The sequence below is a fragment of the Mycobacterium ulcerans subsp. shinshuense genome (genome assembly GCF_002355775.1).
Lineage (GTDB): Bacteria > Actinomycetota > Actinomycetes > Mycobacteriales > Mycobacteriaceae > Mycobacterium > Mycobacterium marinum.
In genome coordinates this window covers 5757377-5773307 of sequence record NZ_AP017624.1, presented here as the reverse complement: position 1 = coordinate 5773307, position 15931 = coordinate 5757377, and the positions used below count along the sequence as shown (strand labels likewise).

Annotated in this window: 9 protein-coding genes and 3 pseudogenes; 2 read left to right on the top strand and 10 right to left on the bottom strand. The window is 67.2% G+C overall.

Going from position 1 to position 15931, the window contains the following annotated elements:
• Positions 1–23: 23 nt before the first annotated feature.
• The 7 genes from SHTP_RS25670 to SHTP_RS25640 form a co-directional block, all read right to left on the bottom strand.
• Entirely contained in the window at positions 24–3296 is a 3273-nt protein-coding gene (locus SHTP_RS25670) for an arabinosyltransferase domain-containing protein (RefSeq protein WP_096372176.1), read from the bottom strand.
• Positions 3296–5260 carry a galactan 5-O-arabinofuranosyltransferase gene (locus SHTP_RS25665; RefSeq protein ID WP_096372175.1) on the bottom strand — a complete coding sequence of 655 codons (1965 nt, stop codon included), beginning with the start codon at positions 5258–5260 and terminating at the stop codon, positions 3296–3298. Before SHTP_RS25665 ends, SHTP_RS25670 begins: the two co-directional genes overlap by 1 nt.
• A gap of 2 nt (positions 5261–5262) precedes the next feature.
• Entirely contained in the window at positions 5263–6027 is a 765-nt protein-coding gene (locus SHTP_RS25660) for a decaprenylphospho-beta-D-erythro-pentofuranosid-2-ulose 2-reductase (RefSeq protein WP_096372174.1), read from the bottom strand.
• On the bottom strand, positions 6028–7419 hold the full coding sequence (locus SHTP_RS25655) for a decaprenylphosphoryl-beta-D-ribose oxidase (protein ID WP_096372173.1): 1392 nt from the start codon (positions 7417–7419) through the stop codon (positions 6028–6030). It abuts the gene before it with no gap.
• A 99-nt stretch (positions 7420–7518) separates the two neighbouring features.
• Positions 7519–7884 carry a GtrA family protein gene (locus SHTP_RS25650; protein ID WP_096372664.1) on the bottom strand — a complete coding sequence of 122 codons (366 nt, stop codon included), beginning with the start codon at positions 7882–7884 and terminating at the stop codon, positions 7519–7521.
• A gap of 134 nt (positions 7885–8018) precedes the next feature.
• Complete coding sequence (locus tag SHTP_RS25645) at positions 8019–8504, bottom strand: GreA/GreB family elongation factor (protein WP_012396854.1); 486 nt, start codon at positions 8502–8504, stop codon at positions 8019–8021.
• Between the two features lie 194 nt (positions 8505–8698).
• Positions 8699–9832 carry an SPFH domain-containing protein gene (locus tag SHTP_RS25640; protein ID WP_096372172.1) on the bottom strand — a complete coding sequence of 378 codons (1134 nt, stop codon included), beginning with the start codon at positions 9830–9832 and terminating at the stop codon, positions 8699–8701.
• 327 nt (positions 9833–10159) lie between these two features.
• Here SHTP_RS25640 and SHTP_RS25630 point away from each other — a divergent pair, with 327 nt between their 5' ends.
• Complete coding sequence (locus SHTP_RS25630) at positions 10160–11386, top strand: peptidoglycan DD-metalloendopeptidase family protein (protein ID WP_096372171.1); 1227 nt, start codon at positions 10160–10162, stop codon at positions 11384–11386.
• Positions 11387–11396: 10 nt separating this feature from the next.
• Here the strand turns inward: SHTP_RS25630 and SHTP_RS25625 are convergent.
• Both SHTP_RS25625 and SHTP_RS25620 read right to left on the bottom strand, forming a co-directional pair.
• Positions 11397–11984, bottom strand: a pseudogene (locus SHTP_RS25625) (NAD-dependent epimerase/dehydratase family protein); the annotation flags it as partial.
• A 21-nt stretch (positions 11985–12005) separates the two neighbouring features.
• Positions 12006–13208 (bottom strand): ISAs1-like element IS2404/ISMul1 family transposase, encoded by a 1203-nt coding sequence (locus tag SHTP_RS25620; RefSeq protein ID WP_420873058.1) that lies wholly within the window; start codon positions 13206–13208, stop codon positions 12006–12008.
• Positions 13209–13348: 140 nt separating this feature from the next.
• Here SHTP_RS25620 and SHTP_RS25615 point away from each other — a divergent pair.
• Positions 13349–13882 (top strand): annotated as a pseudogene (locus SHTP_RS25615) (amidohydrolase family protein); the annotation flags it as partial.
• 29 nt (positions 13883–13911) lie between these two features.
• Here SHTP_RS25615 and SHTP_RS30590 read toward each other — a convergent pair.
• A pseudogene (locus SHTP_RS30590) lies at positions 13912–15757 on the bottom strand (PE family protein).
• Positions 15758–15931 lie beyond the last annotated feature (174 nt).

Genomic DNA, 15931 nt, shown 5'->3' with positions numbered 1-15931 from the left:
TTGCCCACCGCCTCGGGGCCCCGCTAACCCTTACGCAGGGGTGCCGGATTCCACAGACCGCTGTGGGTTGCCGTGCCCAGTTGCAGCCGTGCCGGTACGGCCTCCGGGTAGTACGGGGTGAGGCGCTGCAACGCGCCCCAGTCCCGGAACCAGTCGTCCTTGAGGTAGCTGGCGACCGTCGTCGCATGGAACAGCAGCTCGGTGACGCCGAGCGGGCCACCGCCGTTCTTGTCCATCACGGGCGAGTTGGCTTCCGCGCCGAACCGGTCCGGCAGGATCCGCCATTTCGGTGATTCATCGACACCGTTCTGATGGCCGAATGGCCGCTGGCACGGGAAGGCCAGGCCCACCAGCCAGTCCAGGAACACCGGATCCTTGGAGCCCACCACCTCCTGCAAGGTGCGCAGTTGCGGAATCCGCGGCGGGGTCAGGGCGATCCAGTGCTGCGGAGCCAGGTCGTTGTCGTCGGCCACCAGGCGGATTTGCGTGGCGGAGTCGGGGATGGCGGACAGCGTCGCCCGCAGGTTGCGCCACGCCGGTGCCGCCCCGACGTCGGCAAACCCCATCGAGCCGCCGTGCTTTCCAGCGGCCGCTTGCTCATCGGTGGCCCACTGGACCTGGACTTCGCGGGGATCGAACCGGCCGGCCGCGGACACCACCAGCAGCGGTGTCTTCTTCCGCTGATCCGCGGGGGGCAGTCGATACCAGCCCGACCGCAACATGGCAGGCACCTGGATGCCGGATCGCCAGCTGCCCAGCACCGGCGTGCGCGCCGGATCGAGGTTGAAGGGCAGCCGCGCGCGCGAGCCATTGATGCCCGGTGCGGCAGTGGTGCCGCCCTCGGTGCCGGCCTCGGTGCCGGTGACCAGACCGTCGTCGTTGACGAAGCTGCGGTCGCCCGGGCGCTCCATCACCGGGTCCGCGGAGACGTTGGCGGGGATTCCGTTGGCGGTGAACCCGTCTGACAGGCCGGCGCCCAGCGCATCGGCCACCGGAGCGCTCACCGGGGGCAGCATTCCCGCGTCGGGATCCAGCTCCACCAGCACGTCTTCGGCCAGCCCACAGCTCTTGCCGGTCAGCGCCTGCAGGTTGGAACGGCCCACCGACCACGCCGGGTACTGCGACATCATGCCCTGGGTCAACGAGACGACTTCCATCGTCACCAGCAACCAGGTGGCAATGGCCAGCGGCGCTTGGACGATCGGCGCCAGCCGCGCCCCGAGGCGGGTCCTGGGCGGCCCGCCCCCGGTGGCGACGAAGTTGAACCAGGCGGCCACCACCAGCACGATCACCGACAGCTCGAGCAGTGCGGTGGTCAGCGACCACCGCAGTCTGGGGAACGAGTTCGACCACGGAACGCCGAAGTTGGAGACATACCACCAGCCGTTGACGCTGGCGAACGACAGCGCCATCACAAACAGCACCACGGCGGCGAACACGGTGCGGTTGCGTCGCGAGCGCATCGCCACCCCGGTCACGGCGACGGCGGCCAGCGCTCCCAGCGAGCCGGCCAGCCCGGCGAACACCCCGAAGTGGTGGGTCCATTTGGTCGGGGTGAACATCATCGCCAAGAACGAGATGATCGTGATGCCGATGATGCGGCGGCTGGGGCCTGCCGCAGTGCCAGGAATCCGGCCCTTGCGCAGCGACATCGCCACCACGACGGCGAGCGCGAGGATTAGCGCCAGGACCGCGAAGCGACGGGCCACCGAGCCGTCGGGGCTGGCCATGAACAGTCGCTCGTAGCGGATGTGTTCGTCAAACCACTTGAGGCTGGGGCCGACCGCGCGTTTGAGCACGCTGGCCTGAGCCTCGCCCGCGAAGGTCTGGTCACGGAAGATCAGGATCACGGTGACGGTGGCCGCGGCGAGCAGCGGCGCCAGCAGCGGCAGCGCGCCGAACTGTTTGTAGCGGCGGTGCAGGATGGTGCGCAGCGGCCCGATCGCGACCAGCAGCGCGCCAATGGAGGCGATGCCGGTAGGCCCGGAGAACAGGGTCAGGGCACCGATGATGCACGCGATTGCCACCGGCAGCAGCCGGCTGGTGGCCACCGCTCGCTCGACCGAACACCAGGTCAGCAGGATGCCCAGGGCGATGATCGGCTCTGGGCGCAGCCCGTTGTTCAGCGGCAGCCAGACCGCCAGGAACATGCCCGCGGCCGTCCAGGCCGCGGCCCGGTTGGTCTTGACGGCGTGCCCCAGCCGCGGGATGACCTCCCGGCTGATCACCCACCAGCAGGTCAATGCCATCGCCAGGGTGGGCAGGCGCATCCAGACGCTGGCGGTGCTGACATGGGCCCACATCGCCAACAGGTCGTAGTACCAGCCGAACGGTGCCTCGGGCGTGGCGAACCAGCGATAGTAGTTCGCCATGTAGCCGGCGTGCTCGGACACCCGGGCCATGGTCAGGATGTAGCCGTCGTCGGAGGTGTTGGCGCCGACGAAGTGCCACCACACCAACACGGCGGTGACCAGCCCGTCCAGCGCGCCGATCGACCACCAGCGCGGCGACAGGATGCGCCGATGCCGGGTGCCGTCGGCGGTATCGAGGATGTGCAGAGCGACCAGGGCGACCGCGGTGGACAGCAGGCCGATGATCATCGCGGCCATCTTCAACGGGGTGGGGCTGCTGCTGTAGCGGGTGTCGATGGTCGCGGAGAAGCTCAGGCCCGGCGGTGTCGGCCCGGTCAGATCGGTGAACACCCCGACGATTTGCGGCCGGAAGTCGTAGCCGCTGCGTTCGCCGCGCAACGGCTCGCCCGGATGCTCGGCGTTGGGGCCCTGCTTGAGCCCGACGAATTCGGCGGTGACGCTCTCGGCGTGCGCGGTGAAGGTCAAACGCTGGCAGGCGGGGCTGAGCACTTGGCTCAGCGGCGCGGAGACCACCGGGACGTTGCGCACCACGAGAACCAGATCGTCGTTGGCGCGCTGAACGAGTAGTCCACGGTCGACGGCGTTGGGGGCTTGCTTGGGCACCGTCGACAGCAGCACCGTCTTGCCATTTTTCTGCGGGCCGGCCAGCCCGGCGGCCGCCGAACAGGGGATGGTGACTTCCAGGTCGGTGGCCACATAGCTGATCAGCGGTGCCTCGACGCTGCTGAACGTGCCATTCTGCGGCCAATTCAGCTTGGCCGTGGTCTGGTCGACCGGCAGCAGCGGGGTTGCCAGCGCCAGAAGGGTCCCCAGCAGACCCGTGACCACGGCGACGAGTCGGGCAATCCGGTACTTTGCTCCCGAATCGCTCACGGACGTAGATGGTAATTGTTCCAATGCGCCGGGTGCGGTCTCGGTCGCCATCAGGCGCTCGCCGCCGGCTTGCGGATGGCCAGCACGAAGGGGCCGATGGTCTCGACGGTGAAGCGTGGGTCGGCGAACAGCGCGGCCTTGAGGTCGACGGTGTAACGCCGGACGTTGGGCTGGTTGGGGTAGACGTCTTCGGCCAGCCGCAGGGTGTAGCTAGCGCCCGAACCGGGACCGGCGCCGCGTCGCATCAGGAAAACCGTTGGCGCCGGCCAGGGCAGTTTGTCCAGGGCCTGGACGAACTCGTCGGATGTCTTGATCTTGCCCCAGCTCTCGATCTGGGCCGCGCGCTTGTCGAACTGCGCCAGCGGGTTGGCGTAATGCGACGTCAGACCCTGAAAACCCCAGTAGGGGTAGTAGGACAGGAAGCTGTAGTCGGCGGTCATCACGACGACCTGATCGCGCGGCTTGCCGGTGACCTTGCGGATGGTCGTGTCGATCGTCGAGTAGTACTTCTCGGAACCGGGCGGGCGCTGATCGCCGCGCTCGCCGTAACCGTCGGTGTCGGTGTAGGCAATCGTGAGGTCGGGCCGCAACACGTCGGGAATGTCCTGGCTGAACGCGATCGCCCCGGCCAGTCCGATCGCGGCGGCGACGGGCAGCGCGGCGCGGCTGCGGACGGTCAGCGCACGCGTTCCTTCCAGGAAGCCAAAGACCCCGGCCGTGGCCAGCAGCACGGTCAGGGTCGGCTGCAACCGGAACGACAACAGGGTGGTGCGCGCCAGCGTGGTCAGCATCGACAGCAGTGACCACAGGTAGACGGCCAGCACGCCGATGGCCAGGGCGCCGGCCCGGGTCGAGGACCGTGCCCGCACCACCAGCCACAGGGTGCCCAGCATGCACAGCGCGCCCAGCAGCGAGAACTGCAGCATCGGGAAGGTCAGTTCGGCGCCGTCGGCGGGCAGGTAGTGCTGGGCGCTGCCGGTGTCGCTGACCGGGGCACGGGCCGCCCGCAACAGGTAGGGCAGCCAGGTGGTGGACGCGATCGTCGCAGCGATCACGGCGATCACGGCCAGCCGTCGCAGCGGATCCACCGCGGCCCTGAGCCCGCCGCGGCGCCACCGTGACACGACCAACAGCGCGGCCATCAGCGTGACCGTGAACGCGCTGTAGGCCACCAGCAGCGTGTACCAGGTGGCGGCGAAGCCGAGGAAGATCCCGGCGCCGACCACCGCGGCCCAGCCCCGAGCCGCCTCGGCGCCCCGCGTCACGTCAGCGTGGCTTTCGGCGTCGGGCGCCACGCTGGCGTGACGTTCGGGGGCGGGCGGGGCGCCGGCGCGCAGGCCCGACCACGTCAGCACTAGCACCGGCGGCAGCAGCACCGTGATCATCGCGGCGTAGGGCTCCGGCGAGCTGTAGGCCAGCGTCACCGCCGTGGTGGCGATGGTGACCAGCAGCGCGTACTCGAAGCGAATCATTCGCCACCACAGCACCAGCGCGACCGCGACCGCGACCGCGATCGAGGTGATGGCCCACGGCTTGAACATTTCCCAGGCGGGGCTGCCGGTCAGCGCCGCGGCGCGACCGCCGATCCAGAACCAGCCCGGCGGGTAGAACGGCGGCAGTCCGATGTAGGTCATGTCGTGCAGTGCCGGGCTGTCGGTCAGCCGGGTCAGGTATTCGGTGCGGAACTGCTGGTCCACCGAGATGCCGAACAGGTACAGCCGGGTGGCCCCCAGCGGCATGCCGAGCGTCACCACGGTGAACGCCGAGACGAACACCAAGCCACCCAGCTGAGCCGGCCGCCGCAGCCGGCCGCCGCGTCGCCAGGCCCAGCCGGCGCCGAGCAGGCCGGCCAGGCAGCCGACCTGGCCGACGGTGGTCAGCGCGTGCAGCTGGTTGGACGACGGAAAGGCCGGCCACTGCACCTGCGAAATGGCGGATAGGGCGACCACCGCGACCGTCACGGCCACCAGGACCGCGGCCGCCATCTGGCCGAGGGTGGCCAGTGCATTACGCATACTCAGATTGGCAGCCTGCGGAAGATGCTCCGCGGGATGTGACGCAACACCATCATCACGTAGCGAAATGCTGCTGGCGCCCAAACCAGTTCCTTACCTTTTGCGGCGGCGGTCACCGCGAGGTTGGCGACGTACTCCTTGTCCACCGTCAGTGGAGCTTCCTTGACGTGTGCGCTCATCCGGGTGCGCACCTGACCCGGCCGGATCACCAGGACACGAACCCCGTGTTCACGCAGAGCCTCGGACAGCCCGAGGTAGAAGCCGTCCAGGCCGGCCTTGGTGGATCCGTAGACGAAGTTGGAGCGTCGTACGCGTTCACCGGCCACCGTGCTCATGGCGATGATCTGACCGAAGCCCTGGGCCCGCATCTTCTCGCCCAGCAGCACGCCCACCGACACCGCCGCGGTGTAGTTGATCTCGGCGATCTGCACGGCCTTGTGCTGGTTTTGCCACAGCTCTTCGGCATCGCCGAGCAAACCGAACGCGACGATGGCCACGTCGACGTCGCCGCCGCCGAATGCCTGCTCGATCACCTTCGGGTGGCTGTCGGTGTCCATCGCGTCGAAGTCGATCAGCTCGACCGAGGAGGCGCCGGCGGCCTTCATCTGCGCGACCGCGTCGTCGCGGCCAGGGTCGTCGGGCAGGCAGGCCAGCACGATCCGGGCCGGAGCGTTACGCAGGTAGCGCTGGCAAATGGCCAGACCGATTTCGGAGGCGCCGCCGAGCAGCAGCACGCTCTGGGGATTTCCTACGGCGTCCAGCACCATTTAGAGCAGCTCCAAACGCCGGGCCATGTCGGAGGCGAACACCCCGCAGGGGTCCACCTTGCGGCGCACGGCGATCCATTCGTCGATGCGCGGATACATGGCGTGAAAGGTTTCAGCGGTGGTACGAGAGTCCTTGGCGGTGTAGAGGCGGCCGCCGAATTCCATGACCCGGCGATCGAGTTCGCTGACGAACTCGTTCAGACCCGCCTTGATCGGGAAGTCGACGCAGATGTTCCAGCCGGGAATCGGGAAGCTCAGCGGGGCCTGATTCCCGGCGCCGAACAACTTGAACACATTGAGAAATGAGTAGTGCCCGCTGGCCTGGATGTCGCCGATGATCCGCTTGAACTCGTCGACCGCCTCGGTGGGAACCGCGAACTGATATTGCAGGAAACCCGCCGGACCATAGGCGCGGTTCCACTCACCGAACATGTCCAGCGGGTGGTAGAACTGCGTCAGATTCTGGACCTTGCCCCGATAGGTGCCGGACTTGCGGTACCAGAGCTCGCCGATGGGCCCGAAGGTGTATTTGTTGGCCAGCCCATTGGGGAATACGTCGGGAAATGTGAGCAGTTGCGGCGCGTCGAACTTCAGCGGATCCCGTTGCAGCTTGGTGGGGAGCTGGTCGATGGTGGCCAAGCAGCCGCGCGACACCGCGGCACGGCCCAGCTTGGGCGGCCCGCTGATCGCGTCGAACCAGGCGCTGGAATAGGTGTAGTGGCCTTCGCTGCCGTCGCTGTGCAACGCGATGGTTTCGTCCAGGCTGGCGGTGACGTCCCCGTCGGCGATGAAGTACGCCGTCTCGGTGGGTGTCATCTCGATGGTGGCGCGCAGGATGATCCCGGTCAGGCCGTTGCCGCCGACGGTGGCCCAAAACAGCTCGGTGTCTGCGGTCTCGGTGCCCGTCGGAGTGAGGTGGCGGACTTCGCCGTCGGCGGTCAGCAGGTCCAGGCTGCGCACATGGTTGCCGAAGCTGCCCGCGCTGTGGTGGTTCTTGCCGTGGATGTCGCATGCGATCGCACCGCCGATGGTGACTTGCCGGGTGCCCGGCAATACCGGGACCCACAGGCCCAGCGGTAGCGCCGCCTTCATCAGCTGGTCGAGATTCACCCCGGCATCGACGTCGACAAGCGTGCTGTCGGCGCTGATCGAGTGGATCTTGTTCAACGGGCTCATGTCGATCACCAACCCGCCGCCGTTTTGCGCGTTGTCGCCGTAGGACCTGCCCAGGCCGCGGGCGATGACGCCCCTGGCGCCGGTGTCGGCGACACGCGCGACAGCCGTCGCGATCACCTCGGGATCTGGGGTGCGGAGCACCTCGGCCACCGACGGCGCGGTTCGACCCCATCCGGTCAGCCGGGTGGGTGTGGTGGGAACGGGCGCGCTAAACATCGTCAAAGAGGGTACCGCTTGGTTCGGCAAGGATGCCCACGCTCACGCCGGTAGCGGGCGTTTTTGCCGGCGGGAAAGTGCAGTTTGGGCGGGACCGGCTCAGTGTCTACGGAAGATCACGGCCCGCTGCACCACGAAGTTGATCACCGTAGCAACGGCCTGGGCGATCACGAATGCGACCGGTATCGCCCACCCGCGATAGTGCATAAGTGCAAGACAGAGGTGGTTGATTCCGACCTGCACGGCGAAGGTGACCCCGTAGAGAGCCATCACGGCGGCAAATCGCGCCCCGCTTGGTGCCGCCTGGAACGTCCACCGGCGATTGATCAGGTAGGCGGTGATGGTGCCGATCACGACGCTGATGAACTTGGACAGGTCGACCTGCAGGCCGACCACCTTGTAGAGCACCACGTACACGCTGAAGTCGACGAATGCCGCGAAACCGCCGGTCACGATGAAGCGGATCATCTGAGTCGTCAGATGCAAATGCTGGCGCTGGTGCTCTTCGGCGGGCGCGGCAGCGGGCTCTGGCGGGATCATCGGGGGAAGTCTAACCAGGTTGGCGAGCGATTCTGGCGTTCTGTCGGGAACGGGCGCTACTAGGTGGGCAACTTGATCGAGAGGAGTTCCACCTGGCTCGGTCCGCGCGGGGTGGAGTAGGTCACCGTGTCACCCGCCTGGCGCCCCGCCAGGGCCTGCCCCAGCGGGCTGTGCGCGGTCAGCGTCTCGTACTCGTGGCCGACCGGGTTCTCCTCGACGATGGCGATCACGTGCATCGTGACCACCTCGCCATCGTCGAAGCGCAAGGTGACCTCGGTGCCACTTGGCAGCGTTTCGGACCCGGTCGCGTTGGATGGCCCGGCTTTCAGTCGCCGATCGAGCTCGTGGATCCGTTCGGTCAGCACGGCCAGTTCGTCGGCGCGCTGAATCGCCTCAGCCGCGTCGCCGTGATCGCCGATCATTCCGCGGTCGTTTTTGACCTCGATCTCCAGCCGGTCGTGGCGTTGCCGGAGCCGGGCCAGCTCGGCGGCGAGGTTATCGCGCGCTGCCTCCGCCAGCCCTGGTGATTGGACTTCCTCACTCACGTCCGTCGACCTTTCGTCCGATGTGGGTTGCCCGTAGTTCCGTTTGCCAATAACTCATCGGCCATGTGGCGTTCCAGTGTTACACCACTGACAGGCCGCCGTCACCCGTATTCGTGAAGCGTTTACAGCCCGATAAAGTCCTGCGGCTTGCCTCGGACCGTCGTGGCCACCCGCCGGTGGCGCCAACCGCCTTGCTAGACGTTGTCTGTGGTTCCGGCGTTCCAGGGCGCCACCGCGTTCTCCCCGTCGTTGTCGTCAGCGACGCTGCCGCGCATCGCGTCGAAAATGGCGACCCCTTGAGAGACCAGCCCCGCGGCCACCTGGCTGAGCCCGTCGGCGCCATTGAGCACGGTGAGATTTGCGCCCGAGAGACCCAGGGCGGCCTTTTCGACGATGTCGGGCAGCTGGTCGATGAGCATGCGATCCAGCGCCACCCGGTTGTGCGACGCCGCAGCCTCGGCCTGGATCTTCATCTTCTCGGCGTCGGCGACGGCCAGGATGCGGACCCGCTCGGCTTCGGCCTCGGCCGGCTTGACCACCTCAGCGACCAGCTCCTGCTGGCGCAACTCGGCGGCCCGCTCGGCCAGTTCGGTGCGCATCTCGAGCACCTCGCGCTGGGACTGGGCCTCGGCCAGCGGACCGGCCTGGGCGGCCTGGGCCTGAGCCTTGTCGACCTCGGCCTTGTATTGCGCCTTGACAATGGTGGTCTCACGGGCGAAATCGGCTTGCTTGCGCTGCGATTCCTGCTCTGCCTCGGCGGACAACTGGTTGGCCTGCGCCTGGGCGATCTGTGCTTGCTGCTGGATCGCCGCATTGTGCGGTGCCGACATCGCGTCGATGTAGCCGAGCCCGTCGTCGTCGATCGACTGGATCTGCAGGGCGTCGACGTTAAGGCCGATTCGGGCCATCTCTTCCTTGGAACCGTCGAGCACCTCGGTCGCGAGCTTTTGGCGCTCCCGGATGATCTCTTCGACGGTCATGGAGCCGATGATCGAGCGCAGGTGGCCGGCAAAGATGCGCCCGGTCAAGACCGACATCTGGTCTTGTTCGGAGAGGAGTCGTTGCGCCGCGGCGATGATGCTCTCGGTGTCGTTGCCGACCTTGAAGGCGATGACCGCCCGGACGTTGAGCGTGATGCCCTGCTGGGTCACGCATTTCTCGGCGACCTCGGCTTCACACATCGCCAGCGTGAGGAAGCGGACCTTACGGAAGAGCGGAACGACGAAGGACCCGCGGCCGGTTACCACGCGAAACGGCGCGTTGCCTTTGACCCGGCCCCCGGATATCAGCATCGCCTCATCCGGATCGGGAACCTTGTAACCGAGCATTGTTGGACTCCTTGAATTTTTCGTGGTTTGGATCAGAGAAGTTCGGTTACGACCAGATCGTTCCAGGGCTCGACGAGCACGACGAGCACCGTCCGGGCTCCCCGAACCCCTACCACCAGCACCGTGGTGCCTTTGGGTAACGGATGGTCAGATCGTGCCAGGAAGGCCTCCTTGGAGCCCCGAACGGTGGCAGGACCTCGCCGGCACCGTGTTTGCCGCGGGTCGCGACCACCAACGTCCCGACGCAACCGATCACCAAGGCGTCGCTCACACTTGCATATTCTTCCAGCTACTGGCTTTTGCGTTCTCGGGTGATAGAGAGACTGCATGCGGCTTCTGGCGGTAACACGCGCGCACAACGCCGGACGGACGTTGGTGCGCACGTTGGACTCGTTGGCTGCGTTCAGCGACGACATCTATGTGATCGATGACCGCAGCACCGATGACACCGCCGAGATTCTGGCGAACCACCCTGCGGTGACGAATGTGGTGCGTGCCCGTTCTGATCTTCCCGCCACGCCCTGGCTGATTCCGGAGTCCACCGGGCTGGAACTGCTGTATCGGATGGCCGATTTCTGTCGCCCGGACTGGGTGATGATGGTCGACGCGGATTGGCTTGTCGAGACCGACATCGATGTCCGTGCGGCCCTGGCCCGCACCCCCGAGGACGTGGCGGCGCTGCTGTGCCCGATCGTGTCCAGTTGGGACGATCCCGAATACCCCGAGCTGATTCCGGTCATGGGAACCGCTGAAGCGCTGCGCGGGCCCTTCTGGCGCTGGTCTCCGGGTCTGCGTGCCGGGATCAAGCTGATGCACAACCCGCACTGGCCGGCCAATATCACCGACCACGGTCGGATCGGCCGGCTGGAGGGGGTCCGGCTGGTGCACGACGGTTGGTCGACGCTGGCGGAGCGGATCTCGAGAGTCGAGCACTATCTCCGGCTCGATCCGGATTACCGGCACAACTTCGGGGTGGCCTACGACCGGTCCCTGCTATTCGGTTACGCGCTCGACGAGGTCGACCTGCTCAAAGCCGACTATCAGCGGCGCATCCGCGGCGACTTCGACCCGCTCGAGCCGGGCGGGCGGCTGCCGATTGACCGGGAACCGCGGGCCATCGGCCGTGGATACGGGCAACGCGCCGGTGGTTTTCACCCCGGTGTCGACTTTGCCGCCGACCCGGGAACACCCGTGTACGCCGTGGTGTCCGGGGCGGTCAGCGCTGTCGCTGATGTCGACGGCTTGTTGTCGATGACGATCTCGCAGGGCCCGGACCTCGACGTCGTCTATGTGTTTCGCCCGGTAGAGCGAAACGGGATGTCGGTTGGGGATCGGGTGCGCGCGGGTGCGCGGCTCGGCGCGATCGGCGCGGAGGGCGACTCGGACGACGGCTATCTGCATTTCGAGGTCCGCCAGCGCGGCTCGCACGTCAACCCGCTGCGCTATCTCGCCAACCTGGGGCTGCGGCCGTGGCCGCCGCCCGGGCGGCTGCGGGCGGTGTCGGGCAGTTATCCGCCGGCCACCCCGTGCACGATTACCGCGCCCCAGCGCTAGTGGGGGACGGTCATCCGTTCGCGGTCGACCTGTCGCCGAGCCCGTCCAGCTCGTATGCGTGCTGGGGCTGATCCTTAGCCCAGGCGATGTGCCGGTCGATGCCTTCCCAAATATCGACTTGCGGCTCGAATCCGATGCTTCTCGCCAATGAGATATCGGCGGGAAATCGCTGGACCTCCCCAGGGCGGGCATCGCGATGTTCGATTGTGGCATCGAATTTACCCGCGACGTACTCGACGATATCCTTCACGCAGGTGTCTTTACCGCTGGCAAAATTGATCGTCTGGCCACGCAGGAACGGGGTCTGCAATATCAGGTTGTAGACGTTCACAATATCGCTGATATAGAGATAATCGCGGCTCGAAGTGCCCGCGCCGAAAATTGTCAGGTTCTTGCCATTGATTGCCTGCCGGACGAGCCGCGGAATCAGCGCGCCGAATCGGCTGGTCTTTTGGCGAATTCCAAAGATGCTGAACGGGCGGACGATGGTGACGTCGATTCCGAAGGAGCGAAAATACGAGTAGCACAGCCGGTCGGCGGCGGCCTTGGACGCGGCGTAGGGGCTATTCGGTTTCAGTTCGGCGTGTTCGTCGAGGCGCCAGGGCTCCGGCGTTGTTGATTAGCAGGCTTGTGAGCTGGGGAATTGTGGATTGAGGAGGTCTAGGCGGCGGTTGGCGGTCAAAGCGGTGATCCGGCAGGCTTCGGCGATGTTGTCGGCGCCGTTGAGGCGGTGCAGATTGATCGCGGTGTTGCGTAGCGTTGCTAGGACCTGTGCGCCGTTTCCGGTATGTGCCCTTTGACGGTCTTCGTCGAAGGTGACGTCGCGTATCCAGTGCAGGCTGTTCTCGATTCCCCAGTGTTGACGCATCCAGGTCATGATCGCGGTAGGGCGGGCGTGCTCGAACGGCAGGCTGCAGATGGCATAGACCACCTCCACGCTGCGCTGGTCGGTGGCGGTGATCAAGCGTTCACGAGTGATCCGGATGATTTGTTTTGCGTAGGGGAAGCCGATTCCTCGTGCAGCGGTGATGATTTGCAGGGTGCGGGTCTCGACACGGCCGTGGCCGCGGGAGTCGTCGGTAGCGGCTGCGGGCACCTCGGCCCAGGGCAGCGCGGTGATACGCGCAAGTATTTTGGCTTGGTTGGACTTGACGATCATCAGGTAGTGCGACTTCAAGGTGGCGCAGATCAACTTCGCGGTGACGACCTGGGTATGCATCGCATCCACGGTGACCAGCCACCGCAAGCTACCCGGCAGCAGCGTGAGCAGGGCACGTACGCAGGGAATTTCATTGCTTTTCTCGGCGACAGCGAGTTGACCGAGCACCAATCGGGCACGGTGGGCGAACACCGACACGAGATGCGTGGCTGTCGCTTTGGCGCGTAAAGCACCACGCAGCATCTTGCCGTCCAACGCGATCGGCACCAATCCACTGGGGTCGCTGCTGGCCACGTGTGCAGTGAAGTAACTGCCCATCCTGGCGTTGAGGTCGGCGGGGTCTAGCCGAGACAAAACAGCGCGGAAGGTCTTCTCACTGGGCCGCCGGAACCGGACCCCTAATTGGGCCAACACATCATCGGGAGCGGTGGCCGCCCATGTGGCAAAACCAGCATAGCCGCGCATCCCCGCGGCAGTGGCCAGAACCGCGATCGCCAACAAAGCCATCAGCGAATACCTCCGACCGCGTGGGTCCCTCGGGTCTGGCACCGAGGCCAACACATCGAGAAACTCCGATCCGATGAGCTCGCTGCGCTCACCAGGATTCCAGCGGTCGAACACCTCTGGAACCGACGACACAGGCAATACTGAAACGGTAGGCACGGGCAACTCCAGACCAACGACGAACAGTAACCAACTCGATCGTTCTCCAGATAGCCCGTGCCTACACTCCGGCCCCAATAGCGCGGCACCAAAGATCATCAACCCAGCCCACAAGCCTGCTAATCAACAACGCCGGAGCCCTGCCCTCGACGACTTCGGACGCGGAGATACGCGATCTTGATGCCGCCGGAATCCGTGCGGTCCGGTTCAATCTCTATCGCGGTGGGTCCGAGACCATCGACGAATTGAACTCGTTCGCCCGCCGGGTTCACGACATTGCGGGTTGGCATGTCGAGCTCTATGTCGATGCCGCGCACCTCGGGCAGTTGGCCGATCAGCTCATTGCGCTGCCAGCGGTCAGCATCGACGATCTGGGCATGTCAGCCGAAGGGGTTGAGCTGTTGCTGCCGTTGGTGGACAAGGGGATTCGGGTCAAGGCGACCGGCTTTGGCCGGGTCGGTTTGGATGTGCGGGACACGGTGAAGAAGATCCACGCGGTCAACCCCGATGCCCTGATGTTCGGCACTGACCTGCCCTCGACGCGTGCTCGGCGCCCGTTCGAGGACAGCGACATCGATCTGATCAGCGAGGCGCTCGGGGACGCGGGCGCCAGCAAGGTGCTGTGGGAGAACTCTGCCGCGTTCTATCGGCTGGCCGAGGCCCAGGACCGGTAAAGCGCGTGCGGCGAGCGGGCCGTCCCTGATTAGCCCGATGCGCCGCCGGTGCCCGGTGTCCCGCCGGCGCCCTGGTCACCGGTCTGGCCCGACATTGCGCCGCTGCCGCCGGTCCCGCCGTCGCCGCCCTCGCCGCCAGTGCCGGCGTCACCACCGTCGCCCGCGTCGCCCATCTGGCCGAACATTCCACCCGAGCCGGCGGCGCCACCCGTGCCGCCGTTGCCGCCATTGCCGGCGGCGCCACCCGTGCCGCCGTTGCCGCCATTGCCGCCGGTGCCACCCGTGCCGCCGTTGCCGCCATTGCCGTCGGTGCCGGCAGTCGTGCCAGTGCCAGCGCTGCCGCCATTTCCTCCGTTACCGCGCATGGCGCCGGCGCCACCGGCGGCACCCGAGCCACCCGTGCCGCCGTTGCCGCCGTTGCTGCCGTTGCCGATCATGAGGTCGGTGGCGTTGCCGCCATCGCCGCCGTTGCCCCCCGCCCCGCCGCCGGACCCGCCGCTACCGCCGGCCCCACCGTTGCCGCCGGAAAAGCCGCCGATCGCACCGTTGCCCCCGGCACCGCCCCCGCCGCCGCCATCGCCGCCGGACCCGCCGCCGCCGCCGGACCCGCCCATGCTGGCGGTGCCGCCGTTGCCGCCATTGCCTCCCAGGGTGCCGGGCCCGCCGGTTTGGCCATCACCACCGCCGCCACCCAGGTCGACGCCCGTGCCACCCTCACCGCCGTTGCCGCCCTGCTGCCCGGCGAACACCCCCGGGCTACCCGGTCCGCCGTCGCCACCGATACCGGTGGTGTCAATGCCGTCGGTCAGCCTGCTCGAAGACCGGGTTTGGGGTGGGGTTGACGCCGGCGGCGCCACCGGTTCCGTTTCCGCCGTTTCCGCCGTTGCCGCCGTTTCCGTAAAGACCGCCGTTTCCGCCGGCGCCGCCGTTACCGCCGCCGGCGCCGGGTGTGGTGGGGGTGTAGCCGTCGCCACCTTTGCCGCCGTTTCCGGCCACGGTGGTGGGGGTGGCGCCGTCGGAGCCGTGGATGCCGGTGCTGGCTCCGGTGCCCCCGGCGCCGCCGGTCCCGCCGAGCCCTGGATTTCCGCCGTTGCCGCCCTTGCCGCCATCGAGATGGGTGGCATCGCCGGCCCCGCCGGTGCCGCCGTCGCCGGCGATCCCGCCGGTCCCGCCGTTGCCGCCGGCCCCGCCCGCGCCCTGTTGGCCCTGGGCGCCGAACAGGCCGGCTTGTCCGCCGGCGCCGCCGTTTCCACCGGTGCCGCCGGTCCCGCCGAGCCCGCCGTTGCCGCCGTCGCCTCCGGTGGCGCCGGGCGTGGTGGCGGCCGCGCCGATGCCGCCGAAACCACCGGCCCCACCAGCGCCGCCATTGCCGATTAGGCCCGCCGCGCCTCCGTTGCCGCCGGCCTGCCCCGCCGCTCCGGTTCCGCCGTTACCCCCGTTGCCCCACAGCAGGCCGCCATCGGCCCCGTTCTGCCCGGTCCCGTCGGCGCCGTTGGCGCCGTTGCCGATCAGGGCCCGCCCCAGCAGTGCCTGGGTGGGCGCGTTGACCACGTTGAGCAGGTCTTGGGGCAGGCTCTGCAACGTTGCGACACTCGAGGCTTCCGCACCGGAGTAGGCGTCGGCGCCCGCGGTCAACGCGGCCACGAAGCGGTCATGAAACTCCGCCGCCTGGGTGCTGACGGCCTGATAGGCCTGGGCGTGGTTGCCGAACATCGCGGTGACCGCCGCTGAGACCTCATCAGCGCCCAACGCACTCAACAGGGCCGTGGTCGGCGCCGCCGCCCACGCATTGGCCGTCTGCAGGCTGGATCCGATGGTCGAGACCTCGGCAGCGGCGGCGTTGAGCACCTCCGGGCTCGCGAAGACATAAGACATCGTTAGTTCCCCCGACCGTTAGGCGCCCGACACCACCAAATCCGCGATGACCGCACCATGGGCACAGCACTCACTAGCAAAGTGATAACACACGTTTCCGAGTTTGGGTAACGATTGCCCACCTGGGCGTGAGCGGCCGGCAAACCCTTATCCGTTGACAGGCAAGTAACGGCT